A 24,618-nucleotide genomic window follows, 5' to 3' on the forward strand; every position below is an offset into this window, starting at 1 on the left:
AAGCACATCGATTAATTAAAATAACTCTATTAATCAATAAATAACAAAAACGTAAATATACGGTTATTCCTAAAAAAAAAGAATGTGATTACTGATGCAGTAATTATTTTCAGATTATGCTCAGCACCCGCATTCTCATATTATTGGCTGCAAGAAGAATCATCTGATAAAAAAATACCGGCATCTCGCCGGTATTTTCTAATGATATATATTATGCGCGCCAGGCTTTATAACGATTAATTAAACCGTTAGTGGAGCTGTCGTGGCTATCAACTGCGCTGTCTTCTTTCAACTCAGGCAGGATGCGGTTAGCCAGCTGTTTACCCAGCTCTACGCCCCACTGATCGAAGGTAAAGATGTTCAGGATTGCGCCCTGAGTAAAGATTTTGTGCTCATACAGTGCGATCAGCGCGCCCAGACTGAACGGCGTGATTTCGCGCAGCAGGATAGAGTTGGTCGGGCGATTGCCTTCAAATACTTTGAACGGCACCACGTGCTCCAGCGTCTTCGGATCTTTACCCTGATCGGCATATTCCTGTTCAACGACATCACGTGCTTTACCGAATGCCAGCGCTTCAGTCTGCGCAAAGAAGTTCGACAACAGTTTTGGATGATGGTCGGAAAGCGGATTATGGGTAATAGCCGGGGCGATAAAATCGCAAGGAACCATTTTGGTGCCCTGATGAATCAGCTGATAGAACGCATGTTGACCGTTGGTACCCGGCTCACCCCAGATGATTGGGCCAGTCTGGTAATCCACGGCATTGCCGTTACGATCAACGTATTTACCGTTGGATTCCATATTGCCCTGCTGGAAGTAGGCGGCAAAGCGGTGCATATACTGATCGTAGGGCAGGATCGCTTCGGTTTCAGCGCCAAAGAAATTGTTGTACCAGATACCGATCAGCGCCAGCAATACCGGCAGGTTCTGCTCAGGCGCGGTGGAGGCAAAATGCTGATCCATGGCGTGCGCGCCGGACAACAGCTCGACAAAGTTGTCATAACCTACGGACAGGATAATCGACAGGCCAATCGCAGACCACAGGGAATAACGACCGCCAACCCAGTCCCAGAATTCGAACATATTGGCGGTATCAATACCGAACTCGCCAACCGCTTTACCGTTGGTTGACAGCGCCGCAAAATGTTTGGCAACGTGCTTTTCATCGCCCGCCGTTTTCAGGAACCAGTCGCGCGCGCTGTGCGCGTTGGTCATAGTTTCCTGAGTAGTAAAGGTTTTTGAGGCCACCAGGAATAGCGTACTTTCCGGGTTAACGCCTTTCAGCACTTCAGCAATGTGGGTGCCGTCGACGTTGGAAACAAAGTGCATATTCAGATGATTTTTGTACGGGCGCAGCGCTTCCGTCACCATGAACGGGCCAAGGTCAGAGCCACCAATACCGATGTTTACAACGTCAGTAATCGGCTTACCGGTATAGCCTTTCCACTCACCGGAAATAATGGCCTGCGAGAAGGTTTTCATCTTCTCCAGCACCGCGTTCACTTCCGGCATGACATCTTTACCGTCAACGATAATCGGCGTGTTACTGCGGTTACGCAAGGCAACGTGCAGCACGGCACGGTCTTCGGTGCGGTTAATTTTTTCACCGGAGAACATGGACTTGATAGCACCCGCCAGATCGGTTTCTTTCGCCAGATCCTGAAGTTTTGCCAGCGTTTCTTCGGTAATACGGTTTTTGGAGAAGTCCACCAGCATCGCATCATTGAACGTTGCGGAGAACGTACTGAAACGATCGGCGTCTTTCGCGAATAGCTCCGCGATCGTCACATCTTTCATTTCATCGTAGTGTTTCTGTAATGCCTGCCAGGCAGAAGTCTGCGTCGGATTAATGTTTTTCATGAGCAATACTCTTCAGATATGAGAATTGTAACTGCGGTCGATTGTAGCGCCAGTGACGAAAAATTGTGATGGTTTTTATGCCATTGCCCTAACCAGGGGGCAAGAACGGTTAAAAAAGACAGAGAAAGTATAGCCTTTATAAGTGATTTTTCTGATCGATCGGGCTGCATGAAAAATCCGCATAACCCCAACGTTGACATCATTCGGCACACCTTTTATTTATGGATAAGGTATTTGCACATGGACCGGTGAGAGTTCTGCCCTTGTGCGGAGGTCGCCTTCCCACTCTCTGACGCGAGGTTGTTATGACTACTGCTGTTTCCCCGTTTGTTGTTGCCAAATTTGGCGGCACCAGCGTGGCCAATTTTGATGCCATGAACCACAGTGCGGACGTGGTGCTTGCCGATCCCAGCGTTCGCCTGGTCGTGCTGTCCGCCTCTGCAGGCGTCACTAATTTGCTGGTGGCGCTGGCTGAAGGCCTGGAAGCCGGGGAACGTTTCGTGAAGCTCGACGCCCTGCGTAAAATTCAGTTCGATATTCTTGAGCGCCTGACCCGTCCCAATATTATTCGCGAAGAGATCGAGCGCCTGCTGGAAAATATTACCACGCTGGCAGAGGCGGCTTCTCTGGCCACCTCTTTGGCGCTAACCGATGAACTGGTTAGCCACGGTGAACTGATGTCCACTCTGCTGTTTGTAGAAATCCTGCGCGAACGTCAGGTGCAGGCGCAGTGGTTTGATGTGCGCAAAGTCATGCGTACCAGCGATCGTTTTGGTCGCGCCGAACCGGACGTTGCGACACTGGCTGAATTAACCGCTCAACTGCTCGCCCCTCGTCTGGAAGAAGGGCTGGCCATCACTCAGGGATTTATTGGCAGCGAAGCCAAAGGCCGCACTACCACGCTCGGGCGTGGCGGCAGTGATTACACCGCAGCCCTGCTGGCCGAAGCCCTTCATGCCACCCGCGTTGATATCTGGACGGATGTCCCCGGCATCTACACCACAGACCCGCGCGTCGTGCCCACCGCCAGACGTATTGATGAAATCGCCTTTGAAGAAGCGGCCGAAATGGCCACCTTCGGTGCGAAAGTGCTGCATCCGGCGACGCTGCTTCCCGCCGTACGTAGCGATATCCCGGTGTTTGTTGGCTCCAGTAAAGATCCCAAAGCGGGCGGCACACTGGTCTGTAATAAAACGCAAAATCCGCCGCTGTTCCGGGCGCTGGCGCTGCGACGCAAACAAACGCTGTTAACCCTGCACAGCCTGAATATGCTGCATTCTCACGGCTTTCTCGCCGAGCTTTTTGGCATTCTGGCGCGGCATAATATTTCGGTAGATTTGATTACCACCTCAGAAGTCAGCGTCGCGTTAACACTGGATACCACCGGTTCGACCTCTACCGGCGATACCTTGCTGACGCAGGCATTGCTGACTGAGCTGTCGTCGCTTTGTCGGGTAGAAGTGGAGGAGGATTTGGCCCTGGTCGCGCTGATTGGCAACAACCTCTCCAAAGCCTGCGGCGTGGGCAAAGAGGTCTTTGGCGTGATGGAGCCGTTTAATATCCGCATGATTTGCTATGGCGCATCCAGCTATAACCTGTGCTTCCTGGTACCGGGGAACGAAGCAGAAGAGGTCATCCGCAAATTGCATTACAACTTATTTGATTAATCTGCCGCTGGCGTATAGCAAGGGCTATACGCCATGTCCGGCACGGTTTATCAGGCTGCGCCGTTGATATTCACCAGGCCGTGCAGCACCTGATCAAGACCACCGAAGACTGAGATTTTATCAATCCGTTCCGCTACGCGCTCCAGCGTTTCCAGCTCTTTAAGCCGCAATGCGACCGGGTTGCTCTCCATCACTTTGGCCGTATTCAACAGCGAACGCGTCGCCGCCGTCTCTTCCCGTCGACGAATAACGTTAGCCTGGGCGGATTTCTCCGCTTCCACCAGTTTAGTCAGGATAGTTTTCATATCGCCCGGCAGCACGATATCTTTCACGCCCAGCGACGCAACCGTCATCCCAAAAGGTGTCATCCGCTCTGTAACCTGCTGGCTAACCACCTCGTCAATCACCTGCTTATCCTCCAGCAGCTCATCCAGCGTTCGCGTTCCCACCGCTTCACGCAGCGCGAACTGTAATTCACGGTAGAGGTGATCGACGGGTTTGGTTAACTGGCTGAACGCCTGCAATACATCGCTGTAGCACCAGTTTGCCGCCAGATTAAGGCGTAAATTGACTTTATCGCGGGTCAGAATTTCCTGGCCTGACACTTCCAGCACCTGCAAACGTAAATCGACGATCTCTGCCTCTACCAGATGGTTCACTTTCCAGTAAGCAGACAGACCCGGCGATAATAACGGGCGGGTTTCACCGTCGATTTTTACCACCCCGGCATGCCAGGCGGGGACATTGACCGTCAGGATATTCTCGCGTCCTTTCACAACATTGTCGCGATTTCGGGGTTGCAAAACGGCCTGCATAATATCATCTGGCACCTGGACATTACGCGTATCTATCCGCATCAGGCGCAGGTTATCGCCCTCCTGCCAGAACAGACGACGCGAGGCTGGCGGGATAATTTCCAGCAGTACGTTATGCAAATACAGCGCGGCAGCTTCATGTTCGCCGGTATCAGCCACCAGGCAATATTTTTCAACCCACTGCGGGTGGAAACGGCGCAGCGTGTCGCTTAAATCGTCAGGCACTTCGTTGCCATCACGCGCAACCAGTGTCACCTCAGGGCGGGTAAACCACGGCATACGGTGCTCGCCTGTTTCCAGAATCTGATAGTAGTCGCCGTCTTTTGCCAGTAATCCTAACTGGCCGTTACGTATTTTGATTTTTTTATTCATTTTAGTGTTCCTTTATCTATCAATGCCGGGGCGGGTGCAGCGGCGAAGTCGTCGGGAAATCGCCACACACTGCCTGACGATTTTGCCGACAACCCGGCAGCATTACCGGCTCCGGCCTGAGGCGATCCTGACTGCGGATCGCCGGGTATTACGGATATAAACAACCAGTGTTCACCTGAAGGGCGAATGCGGGAATCGAACCCGCGTTAACCATTTTTTCGCGTATGTCTTTCCGCTGGCGGAACGCGTCGTGGATAACGGCCTGTGCCGTTCCCGAAGCGCCGGCGGGGCTGATATCCCCTGCGTAACCCGGCGTGCTGACTATCATGGTATTGCCAGAAGCGTGCCAAAAAGTAATTTCAGCAGGTTTATTTTTTAACTACTTGATAAAATTCGATTTTATTCTGACTTAAATTATTGCTTTAAAATAAGAGGAGATGCTGGGATTATCTTTTAAAATCGTTATTTATTTTTAAGGATAGAAATGCAAAAGCGGCGGGTGGTCATCGGCGTAGTGGGAACGGTACTGGATAAACGCGGGAAGCGCGCTAATCGCTGGGCAAAATGGCGGCCTACTGTCGGACTCTGCCAGCAGCCGGACCTGCCCGTTGATCGTCTGGAGCTGCTTTATCAGGCCAAAGATCGCGGCATGGCGGAGCAGCTGAGTGCAGATATCCGCGACGTATCTCCGCAGACCGATGTACAGACACACACGGTGGCGATTGACGATCCGTGGGACTTTGAAGAGGTGTACGCCGCATTTCTCGATTTCGCCCGCCACTACTCTTTTGATACTGATAACGAAGAGTATCTGGTGCATATCACCACCGGGACCCACGTGGCGCAGATTTGCTGGTTTTTGCTGACCGAGGCACGCTACCTGCCCGCCAGCCTGCTGCAAACCGGCCCGTTAAAAAACCGCGATGAGGAAAATAGCGCGGCCGGAACCTATTCGGTTATCGATCTCGATCTCAGTCGCTACGCCACGCTTACCAGCCGTTTTCAGCACGAACAGCAGCAGTCCGTCTCGTTTTTGAAAAGCGGGATTGATACCCGAAATCCTGCGTTTAACCGTACGATCGCTCAGATTGAGCGCGTGGCCCTACGTTCAGATGCGCCCATGTTGCTGACGGGTCCTACCGGCGCCGGCAAGTCTTTCCTCGCCAAACGTATCTATCAGCTGCGTCAGTCGCGGCATCTGGTCGCCGGAAAACTGGTGGCGGTAAACTGCGCAACGCTGCGCGGTGATAACGCGATGTCGACACTATTTGGTCATGTGAAAGGTGCCTTTACCGGCGCGCTTCAGCCGAGAGCCGGACTACTACGTGAGGCCGACGGCGGGATCCTGTTTCTGGATGAGATTGCAGAGCTGGGGCTGGATGAACAGGCCATGCTGCTGAAAGCGATAGAAGAGAAAACCTTCTTCCCGTTCGGCTCGGATAAAGAGGTGCGCAGTGATTTTCAGCTTATTGCCGGAACCCATCGTGATATGCCAGCGTGGATAGCTGAAGGCCGCTTCCGGGAAGATCTGTACTCGCGTATTAATATGTGGAATTTTGCCCTGCCGGGGCTGGCGGAGCGGCGGGAGGATATTGCGCCTAACGTAGAGTATGAATTGCAACGTTTTGAGGCGAACCACCAGACGCGCGTCCGCTTTGATAAAGAGGCCCGTGACCGCTATATCAACTTTGCGCGTTCTCCTCAGGCGGTCTGGCGAGGTAATTTCCGTGAGCTGGGTTCTTCTGTTGCGCGCATGGCAACGCTTGCCGAACAGGGACGGATCAGCACAGAACTGGTGGCGGAAGAGATTGAGCGGCTGAAACAAAACTGGCACCCTGCCACGTCCAGTATTGTTCCGGTCCTGAGTGAAGAAATCGACCTCTTCGACCAGAGCCAGCTGGAAACGGTCATTCGCGTCTGCCGTCAGTGTCAGTCGATTTCAGAAGCCGGAAGGCTACTGTTTGCCGTCTCGCGACAGAAAAAAAGTAACCCCAATGATGCCGACCGCCTGCGTAAGTACCTCGCACGCTTTGGGCTAAACTGGGAGCGTATACAAGACCTTTCTTAACGAGAATATTTGCCCCGGATGCCTGCGCACTATTACGCCAGGCCGCCGGGAATAATCTTCGGCTGTATTTTGCAAATATAAGTAGCGCAATCCGGAATATCAGATAACACCAGTGACATGGCACCCACAGTCACATTATGACCAATATGTATATTGCCTAAAATACATGCGCCGGCACCAATATTGACATTATCGCCTATTGTTGCTGCGGCTTTATCATCGTCTTTTCGCAGTCCAATGGTCACGTTTTGATAGATAATAGCGTTATTGCCAATGATCGATTTCCCCGAGATAACGACGCCCGTCAGGTGTACAAACTTAGGGTTGAAGCCAATCGTGGCGCGCAATGCGACATCGGAAGCATAACGCCGTTGCAGTGACCAGTTAATTTTCTTTGCGACCCGCTTTTGCCGCGAATTTCCCAGACGATGCATTTGACTGGCCAGTCGCCACCATAATAAAAAGTGCCGGTTCCGGTTCTTATGGGCGATATACAAACGAAAGGGGTTAATTCTTTTTTTTCCGGTGATTTCTGCACGCCAGAACGATTTTAAGTCAGCACTTCTTTTCGACAGCAGAAACAAAAAAATCTGAATCATCTCTTCTTAACTTTTCCGTGGCGTAATCATTGATAACAGTGTGGATGAAGTCCGTCCCCGGTGCAAAACAAAGTCGCCTGGCTCGCCGACATGAATCCTCTTCATCATAATTTGTTTGAATAAAATCTCACCGCACGATAAACATTACCTATGGCCGGGCTCGATCCCGGCTTTTTTTATAAAAAACACAATGCACAACCTCCTTAAGGAAAACACAATGCTCTCCATTCTGACCCGGCTGTTCCCGCTCTGGGCGCTGCTGCTCTCCGTTATCGCGTATTACACGCCTGCGACGTTTGTGCCTGTTGGCCCATGGGTAAGTACCCTGCTGATGCTGATTATGTTTGGTATGGGTGTGCATTTGACCTTTGCCGATTTTAAACGCGTGCTGTCGCGTCCTGCGCCGGTAGCTGCGGGAATTTTTCTGCACTATCTGGTTATGCCGCTGGCGGCCTGGCTGCTGGCGCTGCTGTTTAAGATGCCACCGGATCTCTCTGCCGGCATGGTGCTGGTGGGGAGCGTTGCCAGCGGTACCGCATCCAACGTCATGATTTATCTGGCCAAAGGTGATGTTGCGCTGTCGGTAACTATCTCTTCAGTTTCAACGCTGGTTGGCGTGGTGGCCACACCCTTGTTGACCCGACTGTATGTGGATACGCATATTCAGGTCGATGTAATGGGTATGCTGTTCAGCATTCTGCAAATCGTGGTCATCCCCATCGCCCTCGGCCTGATAGTCCACCACCTGTTCCCGCGCGTGGTGCGGGCGATAGAACCGTATCTGCCGGCTTTTTCAATGGTGTGTATTCTGGCGATCATCAGCGCCGTGGTGGCGGGAAGCGCCAGCCATATTGCCTCGGTTGGGCTGGTGGTGATTATCGCGGTGATCCTGCATAACACTATCGGGCTACTTGGAGGCTACTGGGGCGGAAGATTGTTTGGTTTTGATGAGTCAACCTGCCGCACGCTGGCGATTGAAGTCGGCATGCAAAACTCCGGTCTTGCTGCCGCGCTCGGTAAAATCTACTTCTCGCCACTGGCCGCTCTGCCCGGCGCGCTGTTCTCGGTATGGCACAACCTTTCAGGTTCGCTGCTGGCAGGGTACTGGTCCGGTAAGCCGGTTGATCAAAAGAAACGCCGCTAATATTGTCGACACGGAGGGTTTAACCCTCCGTTTAGTTAACAATAACTTACCTTTTTTTATTGGTACTGTTTGCTGTGTGAACGCTATCCGCCTGAGCCATATTGCCGTACACTCGTTTTATCCGGCTAACTGAGGGCACTTCCATGGCACTCCCGCGCATTACCCAGAAAGACATGACCGAGCGCGAACAGCGCGAGCTAAAAACCTTACTCGACCGCGCCCGTATTGCGCATGGCCGCCTGCTGACGAATGCAGAAACTAACAGCGTTAAAAAAGAGTACATTGATAAGCTGATGGTGCAGCGAGAAGCCGATGCGAAAAAAGCCCGCCAGGCAAAGAAAAAGCAGGCTTATAAACCGGACACCGAAGCGTCATTTTCGTGGTCGGCGAGTACGCCAACGCGCGGCAGACGTTAACGCCCTTTTTTCTTGCGTCCCGGCGCGGTAAAACGTTTACCGTTTGATGCCGTGCGAGCTTTCTCGCTCGCTTTTTCGACCTTTATCACCGGGCGCTTAATGCCCGCTGTTTTCGGCTTCGCTTTGGTTTTCGGTTTTGCTTCTGACGATGAGTTTTCAATCAGTTTAAACAGGGCGATCAGCTCGTCATCCGTCAGGTCGCGCCATTCACCGAGTGGCAGACCAGACAGTCCTACATTCATGATGCGGGTCCGTTCAAGCTTCGTCACTTCATAGCCAAAATGCTCACACATGCGCCGGATCTGGCGGTTCAATCCCTGCACCAGCGTAATACGAAACACAAACGGTGCTTCTTTTCGGACCTTGCACTTCTTCGTTACCGTTCCCAAAATCGGTACGCCAGCCCCCATCCCGCGAATAAAGTCGTCTGTTACCGGCTTATCGACCGTCACCAGATACTCTTTTTCGTGATCGTTACCGGCACGCAGAATTTTATTGACCAGGTCGCCGTGGTTGGTCAGAAAGATCAGCCCCTGGGAGTCTTTATCCAGTCGGCCAATCGGGAACACACGCTTACTGTGGTTCACGAAATCAACGATATTGTCGCGCTCGCTGTCTTCCGTGGTACTGACAATTCCCACCGGCTTATTCAGCGCGATAAACACCAGGTCTTCCGCCTCGCGCGGCTCAATCAACTGACCGTTGACCTTAACCACGTCGCCAGGATTTACCTGGTCGCCAATCGTGGCGCGCTTGCCGTTAAGGAAGACATTCCCCTGTTCAATGTAGCGATCCGCCTCGCGACGCGAGCAAATGCCGCTTTCACTGATGTATTTGTTTAATCGAATAGATGAGTCGGGCAGCATAAATTCTCCTGTAAAAGCGAAATATACCGCACCTGATGGCGAGGAAAAACCGTCTCGTGCAGGTTCCTGTGGTTTAAGGAGGTTTATAACGTTTGTCAGCGATATACCGGCGCAGTATCTATTGATGAGGATATCGTCGGTGGTAGCATTATTGTTTTCGGATTAACGGGGAGAAATGCTGAAACACGCTTTGCCGCTGATTACCGATCGGCTGGAGTGCGGGGGCGAATCTCGCCTGCCAGAGCATTCGAACCACTAACGATATGCCGATTGTCGATCCGCAGGGGTTTGATGCGCTGGGACTGTTTCCGCTACAAATTAATCCCCATTTCACCAATGCGTTGCCGGAAGGCCATAAAGGCGAAACCCGCGAACAGCGGCTGCGTGAGTTACTGGTGGTGGCGCCAGAGCTGACAGTGGTGGGTCTGCCGGAAGGTAACTGGATCACAGTGAGCCAGGGGCAGGCGACGCTGGGCGGCCCGAACAAAACGTATTTGTTCAGGGCTGGCGAAGAGGCGGTATTGCTGGAGGCGGGACACCGCTTTTAATCCCGATGTGTTGAATGCCGGATGGCGGCTTCGCTTATCCGGCCTGGCAGGACATAACACGCCAGCCTATAGGCCCGTGCAGGCGAAAGCGCCGCCGGGCACAGGTAGGTCAACGCACGTTATCGCCTGATGTTAATACTCATCCCGCTCGTCATCTTCATCCGGTTGTTCCAGCACGCTGTAAGCCACCGAACAAAACAGCGAGTTCAGACGTTTCATATCGCCCAGCAGCCCAAGATGCAGGGAACTGGTTTCGATACTCTGCACATTTTGCTGGTGCAGGCGGTCAACGTGCGCATGTGAATAGCGGCGGTTAAGAATGCGGAAACGGTGTTTACTGCGACGCAGGCGGCGGGCGCTGGTCATATCACCCGAGAAGAAGACGGTCATTGCCAGCTTCAGGTTATTAAGGAGCTGATCGTACAGGGCATCCAGCTCTTTTACGCCTTCCAGCGAAAACGCCCGGCGGGCGGCCAGCGATTTATCGGCGATTTCGCTGCCCATGCGCTCAATAATATCGGAAGCCTGCTCAAGGTTGAGCGACATCTCAATGATCTCCGCCCAGCGTCGGGATTCTTCTTCCGCCAGTTCGTCTTTTGGCATACGCGCCAGATAAAGCTTGATGGCGGTATAGAGCACATTGATATCTTCAGCGAGCTTACGCAGTTCTTTCTCCTGCCGCGGTTCGCCGTGCATCACCTGTTTTAGCCCGTCCAGCATCTGCTCCATCGCGTCGCCCATACGCAGGGTTTCACGCGCAGCGTTGGCCAGCGCCAGCGTCGGCGTATCCAGCGCGCTGGTGTCCAGATGCTTTGGTTTCAGACGAGCGTCCAGCTCTGGCTCATCCCGGATCACCCGCTCGCAGAACCGGGCCATCACCCCGGCGAACGGCACCATAGCCAGACAGCGGATCAGGTTATAGAAGACGTGAAAATAGATCACCATTTCGGCTTTCGGCAGCGGCAGGTTATCCATTGCATCTGCCAGCATATGCACAAACGGCAGGATAATCAGACTGCCCACCAGCTTAAATAACAAACTGCCCAGCGCCACCCGACGGGCAGCGGCGTTGGCCGCGCTGTTGTTCAGCATCGCCAGCAGGCCAGAACCGAGGTTCGCGCCAATGACCAGGCACAGCGCTACCGGGAACGAAATAATGCCCGCCGTCGTCAGGGTCGCGGTCAACAGAACGGCCGCGAGGCTGGAGTAGCTGATGATGGCGAAAACTGCGCCAATCAGCGCATCCAGCATGATATCGCCAGTCAGCGAGGCAAAAATGACCTGCACGCCGCTGGCCTGAGTAATCGGCGTGACGGCCTGCACGATCAGCTCCAGCGCCTGTAAAATCAGGCCGAGACCAATTGCCACGCGCCCGAGTTGTCCGGCGCGGGTCTGTTTACGCCCAAGAAAGAAGATGACGCCGACAAAAATAAGCAGCGGCGACAGCCATGAAAGATCGAAGGTGAGGATACGCGCCATCAGCGCGGTGCCGACGTCAGCGCCCAGCACAATCACCAGCGCTGGCGTCAGCGCGACAAGGTCCTGTGCCACAAACGAGGTGACCAGCATAGTGGTGGCATTGCTACTTTGTACCAGTGCCGTCACGCCAATACCGGCGCTGAAGGCGAGCGGTTTTTTCTCAACGCTGCGGCTGAGGACGGTTCGCAGTCTTGCGCCAAAGACGCGCATCACACCGGTACGTACGATGTGGGTACCCCAGACCAGCAGGGCGACGGCAGAGAGCAGGTGTAACAACGTTAACACGGAAGGGTTGCCTCCTTAATTGTTATAGATTTCCTTGGGATAAAACGGCATCAGGGCCGCACACAGGCAGCCTGACGTTGATTACAGTATACGAGGTTAATTGTAATAAAGAGAAAACAGGCTCGAAACAGGCAGAAGGAGTTGTAAGGCGCTATTTCATGCCCGGGGTATTTTGTACTTTTTACACCAGACAATTGACGCAATTTTAAGGATTTCCGCGGCGGCGAAAATGAAAAAAATAATGCCAGCACTGCCCGTTCCTGTAGCGGTTACCAACAAAATAAGGAACGGGATGGAGGCTGTAAAAGTGATAATCCGCAGCATCTCCTGAAACATAAAAAAGAGCGTGTTGATCTCTGTTTTACAGATAAACGACCATGCGGAATAAAACAGCGTCAGACGTAGCAGGACGCCGGACATGAACTGGATTATCATCCAGATAACCAGTCCACCTGCCGCGCCATACTGAGTAATACTGTCCTGAAAACGAATAATATCGGTAATAAAGGGGACCCTGCCGTCATTGATCGCCAGCGCTGCATAACTGATTAGCCCCAGCAGATCCATGATCCCCCAAAAAAGATAAATCCCTTTTTTTAATCTCATTCTGCTTCCTTTCAGCGCATGTTATTAATCTGCATCGTATCCCAGATTCGGGGCCAGCCAGCGTTCGACTTCCGTGACACTCATTCCTTTGCGTCGCGCATAATCTTCGACCTGATCGCGCTGGATCTGTGCCACGGCATAATATTTGCTATCGGGATGGCTGAAATACCAGCCGGAAACCGATGCGCCAGGCCACATAGCAAAGGACTCAGTGAGTTGCATACCGGTGTGTTTTTCCACATCCAGCAGTTCCCAGATGGTACCTTTCTCTGTGTGCTCCGGGCAGGCAGGATAGCCGGGTGCAGGACGGATGCCCTGATAGTTTTCGCGGATCAGCTCCTCATTACTGAGGTTCTCATTCGGCGCATAGCCCCAGTACACTTTACGTACCCGCTCATGTAAATATTCGGCAAAAGCCTCGGCCAGACGATCGGCAATCGCTTTGACCATAATCTTGTTGTAGTCGTCATGCTGCGCGTCGTACGCCTCTGCCAGGGCATCCTCCTCCAGACCACCGGTAACCGCAAATGCGCCGATATAATCAGCCTTACCACTCAATTTAGGGGCCACAAAATCGGCCAGACAGTAGTTGGCAAAGCCGACTTTTTCAGTCTGCTGACGCAGATGCCGGCTGACAGTTAATACCCGGGTGCGCGTCTCATCGCGGTATATTTCAATATCATCGCCAACGCGGTTAGCCGGAAACAGCCCCACCACGCCGCGCGGATTGAGCGCTTTTTCGGCACTGAGTTTATCCAGCAGATCGTTGGCATCCTTAAAGAGCCGCCGGGCTTCTTCACCCACCACCTCATCTTCGAGAATGCGCGGATATTTTCCGGCCAGCGACCAGGTCATAAAGAACGGCGTCCAGTCGATATAATTGCGCAGGGTTTCAATGCTCGCCTCTACCGCCTGGACGCCAGGCCGGTGGGCCACCGGCGGCGTGTAACTGGCCCAGTCAAACGCCAGATCGTTCTCACGCGCGGCCTCAAGGGTAACCGGCGGCGTGCGCGGTTTCTTGCGGCCATGCTGAATACGCACGGTGTCGTACTCTTTGCGGGTCCGGGCAACAAACTCATCGCACTGGGTAGCGGAAAGCAGGGCTGCAACCACACCCACGGTGCGGGAGGCATTTTGTACATAGACGACAGGCCCGCTGTAGTTCTGTTCGATTTTTACTGCCGTATGCGCTTTGGAGGTCGTCGCACCGCCAATCAACAGCGGAATGGTAAAGCCCTGCCGCTCCATCTCTTTTGCCACGTTAACCATTTCATCCAGCGATGGCGTGATAAGCCCGGAAAGGCCAATCAGATCGGCATTGACTTCCCTGGCGGTTCTGAGGATTTTTTCTGCCGGAACCATCACGCCAAGATCGATAATTTCGTAGTTATTACACTGCAATACCACGCCAACGATATTTTTGCCGATGTCGTGTACGTCACCTTTTACGGTGGCAATAACCATCTTGCCGTTACTGGAGCCTTTTTCTTTACTGGCTTCAATATAGGGTTCGAGATAGGCCACCGCCTGTTTCATCACCCGGGCAGATTTTACCACCTGCGGGAGGAACATTTTTCCTTCGCCGAACAGGTCGCCAACCACGTTCATCCCGTCCATTAGCGGCCCTTCAATAACCTGAATCGGGCGATCCGCCTGCTGACGTGCTTCTTCGGTATCCAGCTCGATAAATTCAGTAATACCTTTGACCAGCGAATATTCGAGACGTTTCTTCACCTCCCAACTGCGCCATTCGGCCTGCTGCGCATTAGCAGTGTCATCGGTTTTACTGCCGCGGTATTTTTCTGCCAGCTCCAGCATCCGCTCGGTGCCATCATCCCGGCGGTTGAGGATCACATCTTCGACAGCATCGCGCAGTTCCGCGGGGAGATCGTCGTAAATCGCCAGCTGTCCGGCATTGACAATGCCCATGTCCATGCCGTTGCGAATGGCGTAGTAGAGAAAGACCGCGTGGATCGCTTCACGGACCGGATCGTTGCCGCGAAATGAGAATGACACGTTAGACACGCCGCCGGAAATCAGGGCATGTGGCAGCTCGCGTTTGATATCTTCGCAGGCACCGATAAAATCCTGGGCATAATTGTTGTGTTCTTCGATGCCCGTCGCGACGGCAAAAATATTCGGGTCGAAAATAATATCTTCCGGCGGGAAACCGACGTCTTTGGTCAGAATGGCGTACGCCCGACGGCAAATCTCAATTTTACGCGCCCGGGTATCTGCCTGCCCCTGTTCATCAAACGCCATCACCACTACGGCGGCACCGTAACGGCGCACTTTCTTCGCGTGCTGGATGAACGGCTCTACGCCCTCTTTCATCGAAATAGAGTTAACAATGCCTTTACCCTGAATGCATTTCAGCCCTTTTTCGATAACATCCCATTTCGAGGAGTCGATCATGATCGGCACGCGGGCAATATCCGGCTCACCGGCAATCAGGTTGAGGAATCGCACCATCGCCGCTTCGGCGTCGAGCATTCCCTCATCCATATTAATATCGATAATCTGCGCACCGCTTTCAACCTGTTGACGGGCAACAGCCAGCGCTTCGGCGTATTTTTCTTCTTTAATCAGACGCTTGAATTTGGCAGAGCCGGTAACGTTAGTACGTTCACCCACGTTAACGAATAAACTGTCGTCACCAATATTAAGCGGTTCAAGACCGGACAGACGGCAGGCGACAGGAATATCAGGCAGTCGGCGCGGCGCTAAGCCTTCAACCGCGCGACTCATGGCAGCAATGTGTTCTGGCGTCGTCCCGCAGCAGCCGCCGACGATATTCAGAAAGCCGGCCTGCGCCCATTCACGAATTTGTGCCGCCATGGTGTCGGCATCCAGATCGTACTCGCCAAACGCATTGGGTAGCCCGGCATTGGGATGCGCGGTGACGTAGCACTCGGCAATACGCGACAGTTCCTGCACGTACTGGCGAAGTTCATCAGGTCCCAGCGCGCAGTTCAGGCCGAAGGTGAGCGCATCGGCGTGGCGCAGGGCATTGTAAAAAGCCTCGGTAGTCTGTCCGGACAGCGTGCGTCCGGACGCGTCGGTGATAGTACCGGAGATCATGATCGGCAGATCGACGCCCAGCGCCTCGAACTCTTCTTTTACCGCATAAATCGCCGCTTTGGCATTCAGGGTGTCAAAGATAGTCTCAATCAGGATCAGGTCGCTGCCGCCTTTAACCAGCGCGTGGGTCGATTCACGATACGCTGCCACCAGCTGATCAAAAGTAACGTTACGGTATGCCGGATCGTTGACATCCGGTGAGATGGACGCCGTACGGTTAGTTGGACCCAGTACACCCGCCACGTAGCGCGGTTTCTCTGGCGTGCGGGCGGTCCACTCATCGGCACATGCGCGCGCCAGTGTAGCCGCCGTAAAGTTGATTTCTGCCGACAGGGATTCCATCTGGTAATCCGCCATCGCAATGGTCGTGGAGTTGAAGGTGTTGGTTTCGATAATATCCGCACCCGCCTCAAAGTAGGCACTGTGGATAGCGGAGATAGTCTCTGGCTGGCTCAATACCAGCAGGTCGTTATTTCCTTTAAGATCGCACGGCCAGTCGGCGAAGCGTTCGCCACGAAAATCCTGTTCGTCCAGACGATAACCCTGGATCATGGTGCCCATGCCCCCATCCAGAACCAGAATACGCTTGTTTAACTGCGCACGCAGTTGGTCCACTTTGCTGCTCACACTCGCTCCCGACAATGCTCAACGTAACACGCCATACTGGCACAAAGCGTGCAGGCGGAAAAGAGAGCGCTTTCGAACATGAGACAAGTTCATTTTGTACTCATCCGATCAGCACGGTTGTTGTTGCATTATACTTAAATAAAACGAAAATGATTTCCACGATACAGAAAAGGAGTGAGTTATGGTTGCCCCCGTTCCCGCTAAACGCGGCAGAAAACCTGCCCCGACCACCGCAACACAGGCAACTGGCCAGGTACAGTCGTTAACGCGTGGCCTAAAGTTGCTGGAGTGGATTGCAGAATCGAACGGCAGCGTCGCGCTTACCGAACTGGCACAGCAGGCTGGTTTACCGAACTCCACAACGCATCGTTTATTAACTACCATGCAGCAGCTTGGCTTTGTACGTCAGGTCGGCGATCTGGGCCACTGGTCGGTAGGCGCGCACGCATTTAGGGTTGGCAGCAGTTTTTTGCAAAGCCGTAATCTGCTGGCGATTGTCCATCCTATCCTGCGCACGCTGATGGAAGAGTCCGGCGAGACGGTCAATCTGGCGGTACTGGATAAAAGCGATCATCAGGCAATTATTGTCGATCAGGTTCAGTGTACCCAGCTTATGCGTATGTCAGCCCCGATTGGCGGTAAATTGCCCATGCACGCTTCCGGCGCCGGAAAAGCGTTTCTCGCGCAATTAAATGAGGAGCAGGTGACCGAATTGCTGCATCGTCAGGGGCTGCATACCTATACGCATGCCACGCTGGTATCACCGTTGCATCTCAAAGAAGATCTGGTCCAGACGCGCAAACGCGGCTATTCGTTTGATGATGAAGAACATGCGCTTGGACTGCGCTGTGTCGCGTCCTGCATCTATGATGAACACCGCGAACCTTTTGCAGCGATTTCTATTTCCGGCCCCTGCTCGCGGATCACTGACGACCGGGTGACCGAGTTTGGTGCGATGGTCATTCGGGCGGCAAAAGCGGTCACCCTGGCCTACGGCGGTCTGCGCTAAGCCACGCGTCTCCTGCATTCCGGGCATAGCGTACGCAGAACCGCTGGCGACGGCGGTAAGCGTAAACATCTTCGATATGCCCGTCGCGGATGCGCGTTTGTAGTGCTCGCCAGTAATCTGCCCGAAACAGGTCGGCGTGCATCTCTTCAAACAGCGGACCAATGCGCGGATCGGCGCACAGCCAGTGACGAAATTCCTGCGGGAAAACATCGCCTGGTGACACGCTGTACCAGGGCTCGGCACTCATTTCATCTTCCGGATAGCGCGGCGGTGGAATGTCGCGAAAATTCACTTCCGTCATATAACAGATTTCATCATAGTCATAGAACACGACGCGGCCGTGACGGGTAACGCCAAAGTTTTTAAATAACATATCGCCGGGAAAAATGTTGGCGGCGGCAAGCTGACGAATGGCATTTCCGTACTCTTCAATGGCATCGCGGAGTTGCTGGCCCTCAACCTGTTCCAGCCACAGATTTAACGGCACCATTCGACGCTCTATATAGAGATGGCGGATCGTAATGTGCTCGCCGCAATCAGTTATTTTTTCAGGTACTTCCCTCAGCAGCAGGGCCATCAGTGCGGGCGAAATTTGTCGCTTCTCCAGCACAAAGTTTTCAAACTCCTGGGTGTCGGCCATTCGTCCGACGCGATCGTGCTCTTTGACCAGCTGGTAACAGGAACGTACGTGCGCGGCAGACATCTCTTTCTGCGGGGCAAACCGGTCTTTGATGATTTTGAATACCCGATCAAAGCCTGGCAGTGTAAACACCAGCATCACCATGCCACGAATGCCGGGGGCTTCAATAAACTGCTCGTCAGAACCGGTCAGGTACGCCAGATATTCACGATAGCTTTCGGTTTTTGCATGTTTCTGGCAGCCAATCGCCATATACAGCTCGGCGGTGGTTTTTCCGGGCAGGATCTCGCGCAGCCATTCAACCAGCGCCGCAGGCAGCGGTGCGTAAACCATAAAATAAGAGCGGGCAAAACCGAATACGATACTGGCTTCAGCGATCTCCGTCAGGCAGGCATCAATAATGAGTTCACCGTCATCGGAACGGTGGATGGGCAACAGAAAAGGGAGTGTTCCCGATGGCGTAATGAGTTTACCCACCAGCCACGCGGCTTTATTACGGTAAAAAAGCTCGTTAGCGATCTGCAGATGGGCCTGGTGCAGGATCGCCTCGCCAAAATTTTCGACCAGTTGCCTAATGATATACCTCACGTCACGATCCTTGTCCTGCCAGGGCAGACGCAGCGGCAGATCGCTTAACATTTTACCGAGCATAAGTTCCCAGCCGTGCTCCGGCCTGAAGGTTTTTGCCAGCGGGCGGGGAATGGCACGAAACCGTCGTTCCGGCTGTGAACTGAAAATAAAAAGCCGCTCGGGTGTTAACGAGCGGTGGTCAAATAACCGACAATAGACGGAGTTAAAAAAGCTTTCCGCTATCTCAAAGCGAGGGTAATCCGGTAATAGTTCCCTGTAGTGCTGCTTTACCCGCAGCAAAAAATCGGCATCGGTGCTTTTGCCGTCGGTGATGCAACGCAATTGTTCTACGACCAGGCCAACGTGATGATCGTAAAGATGGATACGATTTTTCATCGCCTGTTGAACCGCGTGCCAGTCGGCCTGCTCGAAGCGCTGTTGTGCGCCAGAGGTGACTTCCAGAAATCGCCCGTACTGTGCATCGAAGCCTTGCAGAATGGTTTGCGCTATCAATAGTTCCAGGCTTCGCGTCATTCTGGCTCCTGTATGTTGGACTTCTCCTCACCCCTGCCCTCTCCCTGAAAGAGAGGGCAGGAGCGCGGATGCCGTTATTCAGAATTGTGATTCTTCCGTCGATCCGGTCAGCGCGGTCACGGAAGAACTTCCGCCCTGAATAATGGTGGTCACTTTATCGAAGTATCCGGTGCCGACTTCCTGCTGGTGGGAGACAAAGGTATACCCGTCTTTGCCCGCCGCAAATTCAGGCTGCTGAACCTTCTCTACGTAGTGCTTCATCCCCTCCCCCTGAGCATAAGCGTGCGCGAGGTCAAACATGTTGAACCACATGCTGTGAATGCCTGCCAGGGTGATGAACTGGTATTTGTAGCCCATATCCGACAGCTGCTGCTGAAAGCTGGCGATGGTTTCATCATCCAGCTTTTTCTGCCAGTTAAACGACGGCGAGCAGTTGTAGGCCAGCAGTTTGCCGGGATATTTCGCGTGAATCGCATCGGCAAAGCGCTTCGCCAGCTCAAGATCGGGCGTTGAGGTTTCACACCATACAAGGTCCGCGTAAGGAGCATAAGCCAGTCCACGACTAATGGCCTGTTCAATACCGGCCTGCGTACGGTAAAACCCTTCGCGAGTACGCTCGCCGGTAATAAAACTGCTGTCGTAAGGATCGCAGTCTGAGGTGATCAGATCTGCGGCATCGGCATCGGTGCGGGCAATGACTAATGTCGGAACGCCCATTACGTCCGCGGCCAGACGCGCCGCCACCAGTTTTTGGATCGCCTCCTGCGTCGGGACCAGTACTTTACCCCCCATGTGACCGCATTTTTTTACCGAGGCCAGCTGATCTTCGAAGTGAACAGCCGCGGCACCTGCCGTAATCATCGATTTCATCAGTTCATAGGCATTAAGTACCCCACCAAATCCTGCTTCTGCGTCGGCGACGATCGGCAGAAAGTAATCGATGTAACGCGGATCGGCGGGATCAATGCCGGCCGACCACTGGATCTGATCCGCGCGACGGAAGGTATTGTTGATCCGATCAACGACTGCCGGAACGGAGTTCGCCGGGTACAGTGATTGATCCGGATACATGCTGGAAGCCAGGTTTGCATCTGCGGCCACCTGCCAGCCGGAGAGGTATATCGCTTCAATGCCCGCTTTTGCCTGCTGTAATGCTTGTCCGCCGGTCAGCGCCCCAAGACTGTTGATGTAGCCTTTTTTCGATTCACCGTGTAGCAGCCGCCACATTTTAGCGGCCCCCAGCTGCGCCAGAGTACACTCGGGATTCACTGAACCGCGCAGTTTTACCACCTCTTCTGCACTGTACGGTCGGTTGATGCCATCCCAGCGCGGTTGAGTCCATTCCTGCTGTAAATCTTCGATTTGTTGGGTACGTGTTTTCATCTACAGAGGCTCCATATTCTTTTTATCGGTAAGGTATGTCAGGCCGCGTATCGCGTTGAGCACAGGAGTAATTACGCCAGCAATCGGTAGCCCGGTAGGGTCAGGAAATCGATTAACTCATCTGAGGTGGTAATTTGTTCCATCAGACGTGCAGCGTCATCAAAACGTCCACTACTGAAGCGGTGCTCGCCCAGTTCTTCCTGAATCACCTGCATTTCTTCTGCCAGCATCTGACGAAACAGGGATTTAGTGACAGGTTTACCGTTACTCAGCGTCTTCTGATGATGGATCCACTGCCAGATTGATGTCCGGGAGATTTCAGCCGTTGCGGCATCTTCCATCAGACCATAAATCGGTACGCAGCCATTGCCAGAAATCCATGCCTCGATGTACTGCACCGCCACGCGAATGTTCGCCCGCATTCCCTCTTCAGTACGTTCACCTTCGCACGGAGCCAATAGCTGCTCTGCCGTCACCGGTGCATCGTTATGACGGGTGACGGATAGCTGGTTCGGGTTATTACCCAGTACCTCGTTGAAAATGGCCATCGCGGTGTCGGCCAGCCCCGGATGAGCAACCCAGGTGCCGTCATGGCCATTGTTAGCTTCCAGCATTTTGTCCGCTTTCACTTTGCCAAGAACCTGAGCGTTACGCCCGGCATCTTTACTGGGAATAAAAGCCGCCATTCCGCCCATCGCAAATGCGCCGCGCTTGTGACAGGTTTTAATTAACAGACGGGAATAGGCGCTGAGGAAAGGTTTATCCATGGTTACCACCTGCCGATCGGGCAGCACGCGGTCCGGATAGTTTTTTAACGTTTTGATATAGCTGAAAATATAATCCCAGCGTCCGCAGTTAAGTCCAACGATGTGATCGCGCAAGGCATACAGGATTTCGTCCATCTGGAAAACAGCGGGTAATGTTTCAATCAGCAATGTCGCTTTGATGGTTCCACGCGGCAGCTTAAAGCGATCTTCGGTATAACTGAAAACCTCGCTCCACCAGGCGGCTTCCTGCCAGGCCTGCGTTTTCGGCAGATAGAAATAAGGGCCGCTGCCTTTTGCCAGTAGCGCTTTATGATTGTGGAAAAAATAGAGTGCAAAGTCGAACAGGCTGCCGGGAATAGCCTCCCCACGCCAGGTAACATGTTTTTCCGGCAGATGCAGGCCGCGTACGCGACATATCAGAACCGCCGGGTTAGGCTTGAGCTGATAAATTTTTCCGGCTTCATTGGTGTGGCTGATAGTGCCATTAACCGCATCGCGCAGATTGATTTGCCCGTCGATCACTTTGCTCCAGTCTGGCGCCAGTGAGTCTTCGAAATCCGCCATAAATACTTTTACGTTCGCGTTAAGCGCATTGATCACCATTTTGCGCTCAACCGGGCCAGTGATTTCTACGCGGCGATCCTGCAAATCATCCGGAATCCCGCGAATACGCCACTCACTATTTCTAATGGAAGTCGTTTCCGAAATAAAATCTGGTTTATTTCCATTATCGATGGCCTGCTGTTGCTGAAGGCGGGCGGCAAGAAGTTGATTACGTTCTGGCGCAAAGCGGGCAACTAGTTCCGTCAGAAACTCTACTGCTTCAGGTGTCAGGATCTGCTTATCCTGCGCCCTGCCCGACTGCTTAAAGATCAGTTCATCTGTAACGGCTGCCTGTTCTGTCATTACGTTGCTCCTCTTCGTTACTCCGGGATCGTCTTTACGTGAACGGAAGATCGTTGTCGGATTTTTGTTCAGCAAAACCAAGACTACTTAAATAAATTATAAAATCAAAAACTATTTCCATTTTATATTTAAATAGTACTCAATGTGCTGATTACAAAGAGAATAAAATTTTTATGGCGAATGAGGATGGTTTCGGAAATAAAAAAGGCACCCGCAGGTGCCTGATTTAGAGAGCTGAAACGCTTTAGGATCGTGCAGAGCAGCTAATTAATCCAGAGTAGGATTCATATGCCGCAGATCGTATGGAGTGATCTGGTAGACGTAATAGTTAAGCCAGTTGGTAAAGAGTAAATTGCCGTGGCTTCGCCACGTGGCATGCGGGGTGTTCTGCGGATCGTTTTTCGGAAAATAATTGTAGGGGACATCAGGGCTAAGCCCGGCCTCTACATCCCGAAAGTATTCGCCTGAAAGGGTGTCAGCATCATATTCCGGATGACCTGTGACAAAGGCAATACGCTTGTCTTTGCTGGCAAACAGGTAAGCGTCGCCGGCCTCCGTTTCGGCGAAAATCTCTAGATCGGTATAATCACGAATCAACGCTGCCGGAAAATCAGCAAAGCGTGAATGCGGTGCCAGAAAGGTATCGTCAAAACCCCGGGTTAATAGCGCGTGTGGATGTAAAATGTGATGTTCATAGACTCCGGAGAGTTTGTCATTGCGCGTCTGTTTCGGAATGCCGTAGAGAATGTTAAGGGCAGCCTGTACCGCCCAACAGACAAATAATGTGGAAGTAACATGCTCTTTGGCCCACTCCAGTACCTGTTTGATTTGCGGCCAAAAGGCGACATCATTGAATTCAACCAGTCCCAGCGGTGCACCCGTAACAATCAGTCCGTCAAAGTTTTCATCGCGGATATCATCAAAGTTGCAGTAAAAGTTATTCAGATGTTCTACCGGCGTATTACGGGGTTCACGTGCATCAATGCGCAGTAATCTGATATCGACCTGAAGCGGTGAGTTGGATAGCAGACGCAAAAACTGGTTTTCCGTTTCGATTTTTTTCGGCATCAAATTAAGAATGAGTACCTTCAGCGGACGAATTTCCTGACCCGTCGCGCGCGAGGCCGTCATAACAAAGACGTTTTCTTCACGCAAAAAATTAACGGCTGGTAATTCATCCTGCACCCGAATCGGCATAACTTATATCCTCACTGCATACGTTTAAACGTTTAGACATCCAGACAGCTGACAATACCCAGGAATAGTCATAATGTCGAGTAAACGGAAGGAAGGTGAGAAAGTTTCACGGCGTGAATTACGTTAAACTATAAGCAGGAGTAAAAGGAGATAATATGGTTATTAATATTCGCCGTTCGCAGCAGGGCGAAGCTGATTGTCTGGCTGACATCTGGTGTCGTTCTGTTGATGCCACACACGATTTTCTGACGCCGGCTTATCGCGCAGAGCTGGAAGAGCTGGTACGGAGTTTTTTGCCTGAAGCGCCGCTGTGGGTTGCCGTAACGGAACAGGATCAGCCGATCGCATTTATGCTGTTAACAGCTCAACATATGGATGCGCTGTTTGTCGATCCTGATTTTCGTGGTAAAGGGGTAGGTAAAAGATTGGTTGAACATGCACTGACGCTTGCTCCCGAGCTGACTACCGATGTTAATGAGCAAAATCATCAGGCGGTGGCATTTTATAAAAAGGCAGGTTTTGCTGTGACAGGACGTTCAGAGAAGGACGATCTGGGTCGCCCTTATCCGCTATTGCATCTGCGATACACGCGTTAGCTATTCTTTTTCAAGCATCGTTAGTACAGCGCTATCAGTCAATGGCGCTGTTTGCGCATGAATTTTTATCTGGCGATATTTCATTCTCGTGGCACCGGCAATAACTTCCTGCAAAATGCGCTCTTCGACCGGCGATAATCCGCCCTCGTTCATTTCCAGCGCGCTGATTACAATGTCAAAACGCCTGCTGCGCAGGAGAGAGGAAATCAAGGTTGCAGGATAAAGTTGCTGGATAAGTCCGGATAATACCTTTTCCGCCTGCAAAAAATCAGCGATCAGCAGACGTTGATTGCTAAACGTCGCCTGAGCTGACACGTCTTTTTCCCGGTCAATATCACGCACGGCGATCCGGTTTTTACGTAGCTGAATATACAAAGCAGGCATGAAAAACGCCTTTTTTGAGAGTTAAGTAAGAAACGCAAAAAGCCCATCCGTGAGGATGGGCTTTTTACTTGTTTGATGCCTGGCAGTTCCCTACTCTCGCATGGGGAGACCCCACACTACCATCGGCGCTACGGCGTTTCACTTCTGAGTTCGGCATGGGGTCAGGTGGGACCGCCGCGCTAGTGCCGCCAGGCAAAT

The 24,618-nt window shown here is 52.6% G+C and carries 18 protein-coding genes, 1 rRNA gene and 1 pseudogene; 7 read left to right on the forward strand and 13 right to left on the reverse strand.

What is annotated here, in order from left to right; all coding sequences use genetic code 11:
- Positions 1-211: 211 nt before the first annotated feature.
- Positions 212-1,861, reverse strand: a complete 1,650-nt coding sequence (pgi, locus tag AC791_RS00370; RefSeq protein WP_049838513.1) for a glucose-6-phosphate isomerase — start codon at positions 1,859-1,861, stop codon at positions 212-214.
- 305 nt (positions 1,862-2,166) lie between these two features.
- Here pgi and lysC point away from each other — a divergent pair, with 305 nt between their 5' ends.
- The gene (gene lysC / locus AC791_RS00375; protein ID WP_049838514.1) at positions 2,167-3,528 is read left to right on the forward strand and encodes a lysine-sensitive aspartokinase 3; all 1,362 of its coding nucleotides are present in this window, start codon (positions 2,167-2,169) and stop codon (positions 3,526-3,528) included.
- A gap of 50 nt (positions 3,529-3,578) precedes the next feature.
- Here lysC and AC791_RS00380 read toward each other — a convergent pair whose 3' ends face one another.
- Positions 3,579-4,715: a slipin family protein gene (locus AC791_RS00380; protein WP_049838515.1), complete on the reverse strand. Its 1,137-nt coding sequence runs from the start codon at positions 4,713-4,715 to the stop codon at positions 3,579-3,581.
- Positions 4,716-5,199: 484 nt separating this feature from the next.
- On the opposite strand from AC791_RS00380, the gene rtcR reads away from it, so the two are divergent.
- Entirely contained in the window at positions 5,200-6,783 is a 1,584-nt protein-coding gene (gene rtcR, locus AC791_RS00390) for an RNA repair transcriptional activator RtcR (protein ID WP_049838517.1), read from the forward strand.
- A gap of 32 nt (positions 6,784-6,815) precedes the next feature.
- Here rtcR and AC791_RS00395 read toward each other — a convergent pair whose 3' ends face one another.
- The gene (locus tag AC791_RS00395) at positions 6,816-7,382 is read right to left on the reverse strand and encodes a serine O-acetyltransferase (protein ID WP_049838518.1); all 567 of its coding nucleotides are present in this window, start codon (positions 7,380-7,382) and stop codon (positions 6,816-6,818) included.
- A 217-nt stretch (positions 7,383-7,599) separates the two neighbouring features.
- Between AC791_RS00395 and panS the strand changes: the two genes are divergently transcribed.
- Together panS and AC791_RS00405 are read left to right on the forward strand one after the other, a co-directional pair.
- Positions 7,600-8,526 (forward strand): ketopantoate/pantoate/pantothenate transporter PanS, encoded by a 927-nt coding sequence (gene panS / locus AC791_RS00400; protein ID WP_049838519.1) that lies wholly within the window; start codon positions 7,600-7,602, stop codon positions 8,524-8,526.
- A gap of 143 nt (positions 8,527-8,669) precedes the next feature.
- Entirely contained in the window at positions 8,670-8,942 is a 273-nt protein-coding gene (locus AC791_RS00405) for a DUF3811 domain-containing protein (RefSeq protein ID WP_049838520.1), read from the forward strand.
- Here the strand turns inward: AC791_RS00405 and rluF are convergent.
- Positions 8,939-9,808 carry a 23S rRNA pseudouridine(2604) synthase RluF gene (rluF, locus tag AC791_RS00410; RefSeq protein ID WP_049838521.1) on the reverse strand — a complete coding sequence of 290 codons (870 nt, stop codon included), beginning with the start codon at positions 9,806-9,808 and terminating at the stop codon, positions 8,939-8,941. The two genes, AC791_RS00405 and rluF, sit on opposite strands and share 4 nt — an antisense overlap.
- A 200-nt stretch (positions 9,809-10,008) precedes the next feature.
- Here rluF and pepE point away from each other — a divergent pair.
- Positions 10,009-10,356, forward strand: a pseudogene (pepE, locus tag AC791_RS00415) (dipeptidase PepE); the annotation flags it as partial.
- Between the two features lie 132 nt (positions 10,357-10,488).
- Here pepE and AC791_RS00420 read toward each other — a convergent pair.
- From AC791_RS00420 to metH, 3 genes are all read right to left on the reverse strand, one after another.
- Complete coding sequence (locus AC791_RS00420) at positions 10,489-12,120, reverse strand: Na/Pi cotransporter family protein (RefSeq protein WP_049838522.1); 1,632 nt, start codon at positions 12,118-12,120, stop codon at positions 10,489-10,491.
- Positions 12,121-12,276: 156 nt separating this feature from the next.
- Positions 12,277-12,726 carry a hypothetical protein gene (locus AC791_RS00425; RefSeq protein ID WP_049838523.1) on the reverse strand — a complete coding sequence of 150 codons (450 nt, stop codon included), beginning with the start codon at positions 12,724-12,726 and terminating at the stop codon, positions 12,277-12,279.
- 24 nt (positions 12,727-12,750) lie between these two features.
- Positions 12,751-16,434: a methionine synthase gene (gene metH, locus AC791_RS00430; protein WP_049838524.1), complete on the reverse strand. Its 3,684-nt coding sequence runs from the start codon at positions 16,432-16,434 to the stop codon at positions 12,751-12,753.
- Between the two features lie 181 nt (positions 16,435-16,615).
- Here metH and iclR point away from each other — a divergent pair, with 181 nt between their 5' ends.
- On the forward strand, positions 16,616-17,443 hold the full coding sequence (gene iclR / locus AC791_RS00435) for a glyoxylate bypass operon transcriptional repressor IclR (RefSeq protein ID WP_049838525.1): 828 nt from the start codon (positions 16,616-16,618) through the stop codon (positions 17,441-17,443).
- Here the strand turns inward: iclR and aceK are convergent.
- The 4 genes from aceK to metA all read right to left on the reverse strand — a co-directional run bounded on the left by aceK (position 17,415) and on the right by metA (position 23,440).
- Complete coding sequence (aceK, locus tag AC791_RS00440; RefSeq protein WP_049838526.1) at positions 17,415-19,187, reverse strand: bifunctional isocitrate dehydrogenase kinase/phosphatase; 1,773 nt, start codon at positions 19,185-19,187, stop codon at positions 17,415-17,417. The genes iclR and aceK overlap by 29 nt on opposite strands.
- Positions 19,188-19,265: 78 nt before the next feature.
- Entirely contained in the window at positions 19,266-20,570 is a 1,305-nt protein-coding gene (gene aceA, locus AC791_RS00445; protein ID WP_049838527.1) for an isocitrate lyase, read from the reverse strand.
- Positions 20,571-20,641: 71 nt separating this feature from the next.
- Positions 20,642-22,243: a malate synthase A gene (gene aceB, locus AC791_RS00450; protein ID WP_049838528.1), complete on the reverse strand. Its 1,602-nt coding sequence runs from the start codon at positions 22,241-22,243 to the stop codon at positions 20,642-20,644.
- A gap of 267 nt (positions 22,244-22,510) precedes the next feature.
- A complete protein-coding gene (metA, locus tag AC791_RS00455; RefSeq protein WP_049838529.1) occupies positions 22,511-23,440 on the reverse strand; it encodes a homoserine O-acetyltransferase MetA in 930 nt (309 codons plus the stop codon).
- A gap of 155 nt (positions 23,441-23,595) precedes the next feature.
- Here metA and AC791_RS00460 point away from each other — a divergent pair, with 155 nt between their 5' ends.
- On the forward strand, positions 23,596-24,036 hold the full coding sequence (locus tag AC791_RS00460) for an acetyltransferase (RefSeq protein ID WP_049838530.1): 441 nt from the start codon (positions 23,596-23,598) through the stop codon (positions 24,034-24,036).
- Here the strand turns inward: AC791_RS00460 and AC791_RS00465 are convergent, their stop codons facing one another.
- Together AC791_RS00465 and rrf are read right to left on the reverse strand one after the other, a co-directional pair.
- Positions 24,037-24,420: a YjaA family stress response protein gene (locus AC791_RS00465; protein ID WP_049838531.1), complete on the reverse strand. Its 384-nt coding sequence runs from the start codon at positions 24,418-24,420 to the stop codon at positions 24,037-24,039. It abuts the gene before it with no gap.
- A gap of 77 nt (positions 24,421-24,497) precedes the next feature.
- Positions 24,498-24,613 (reverse strand): 5S ribosomal RNA (gene rrf, locus AC791_RS00470).
- Positions 24,614-24,618: the final 5 nt, after the last annotated feature.

It is taken from the genome of Klebsiella sp. RIT-PI-d (assembly GCF_001187865.1).
Taxonomy (GTDB): domain Bacteria; phylum Pseudomonadota; class Gammaproteobacteria; order Enterobacterales; family Enterobacteriaceae; genus Superficieibacter.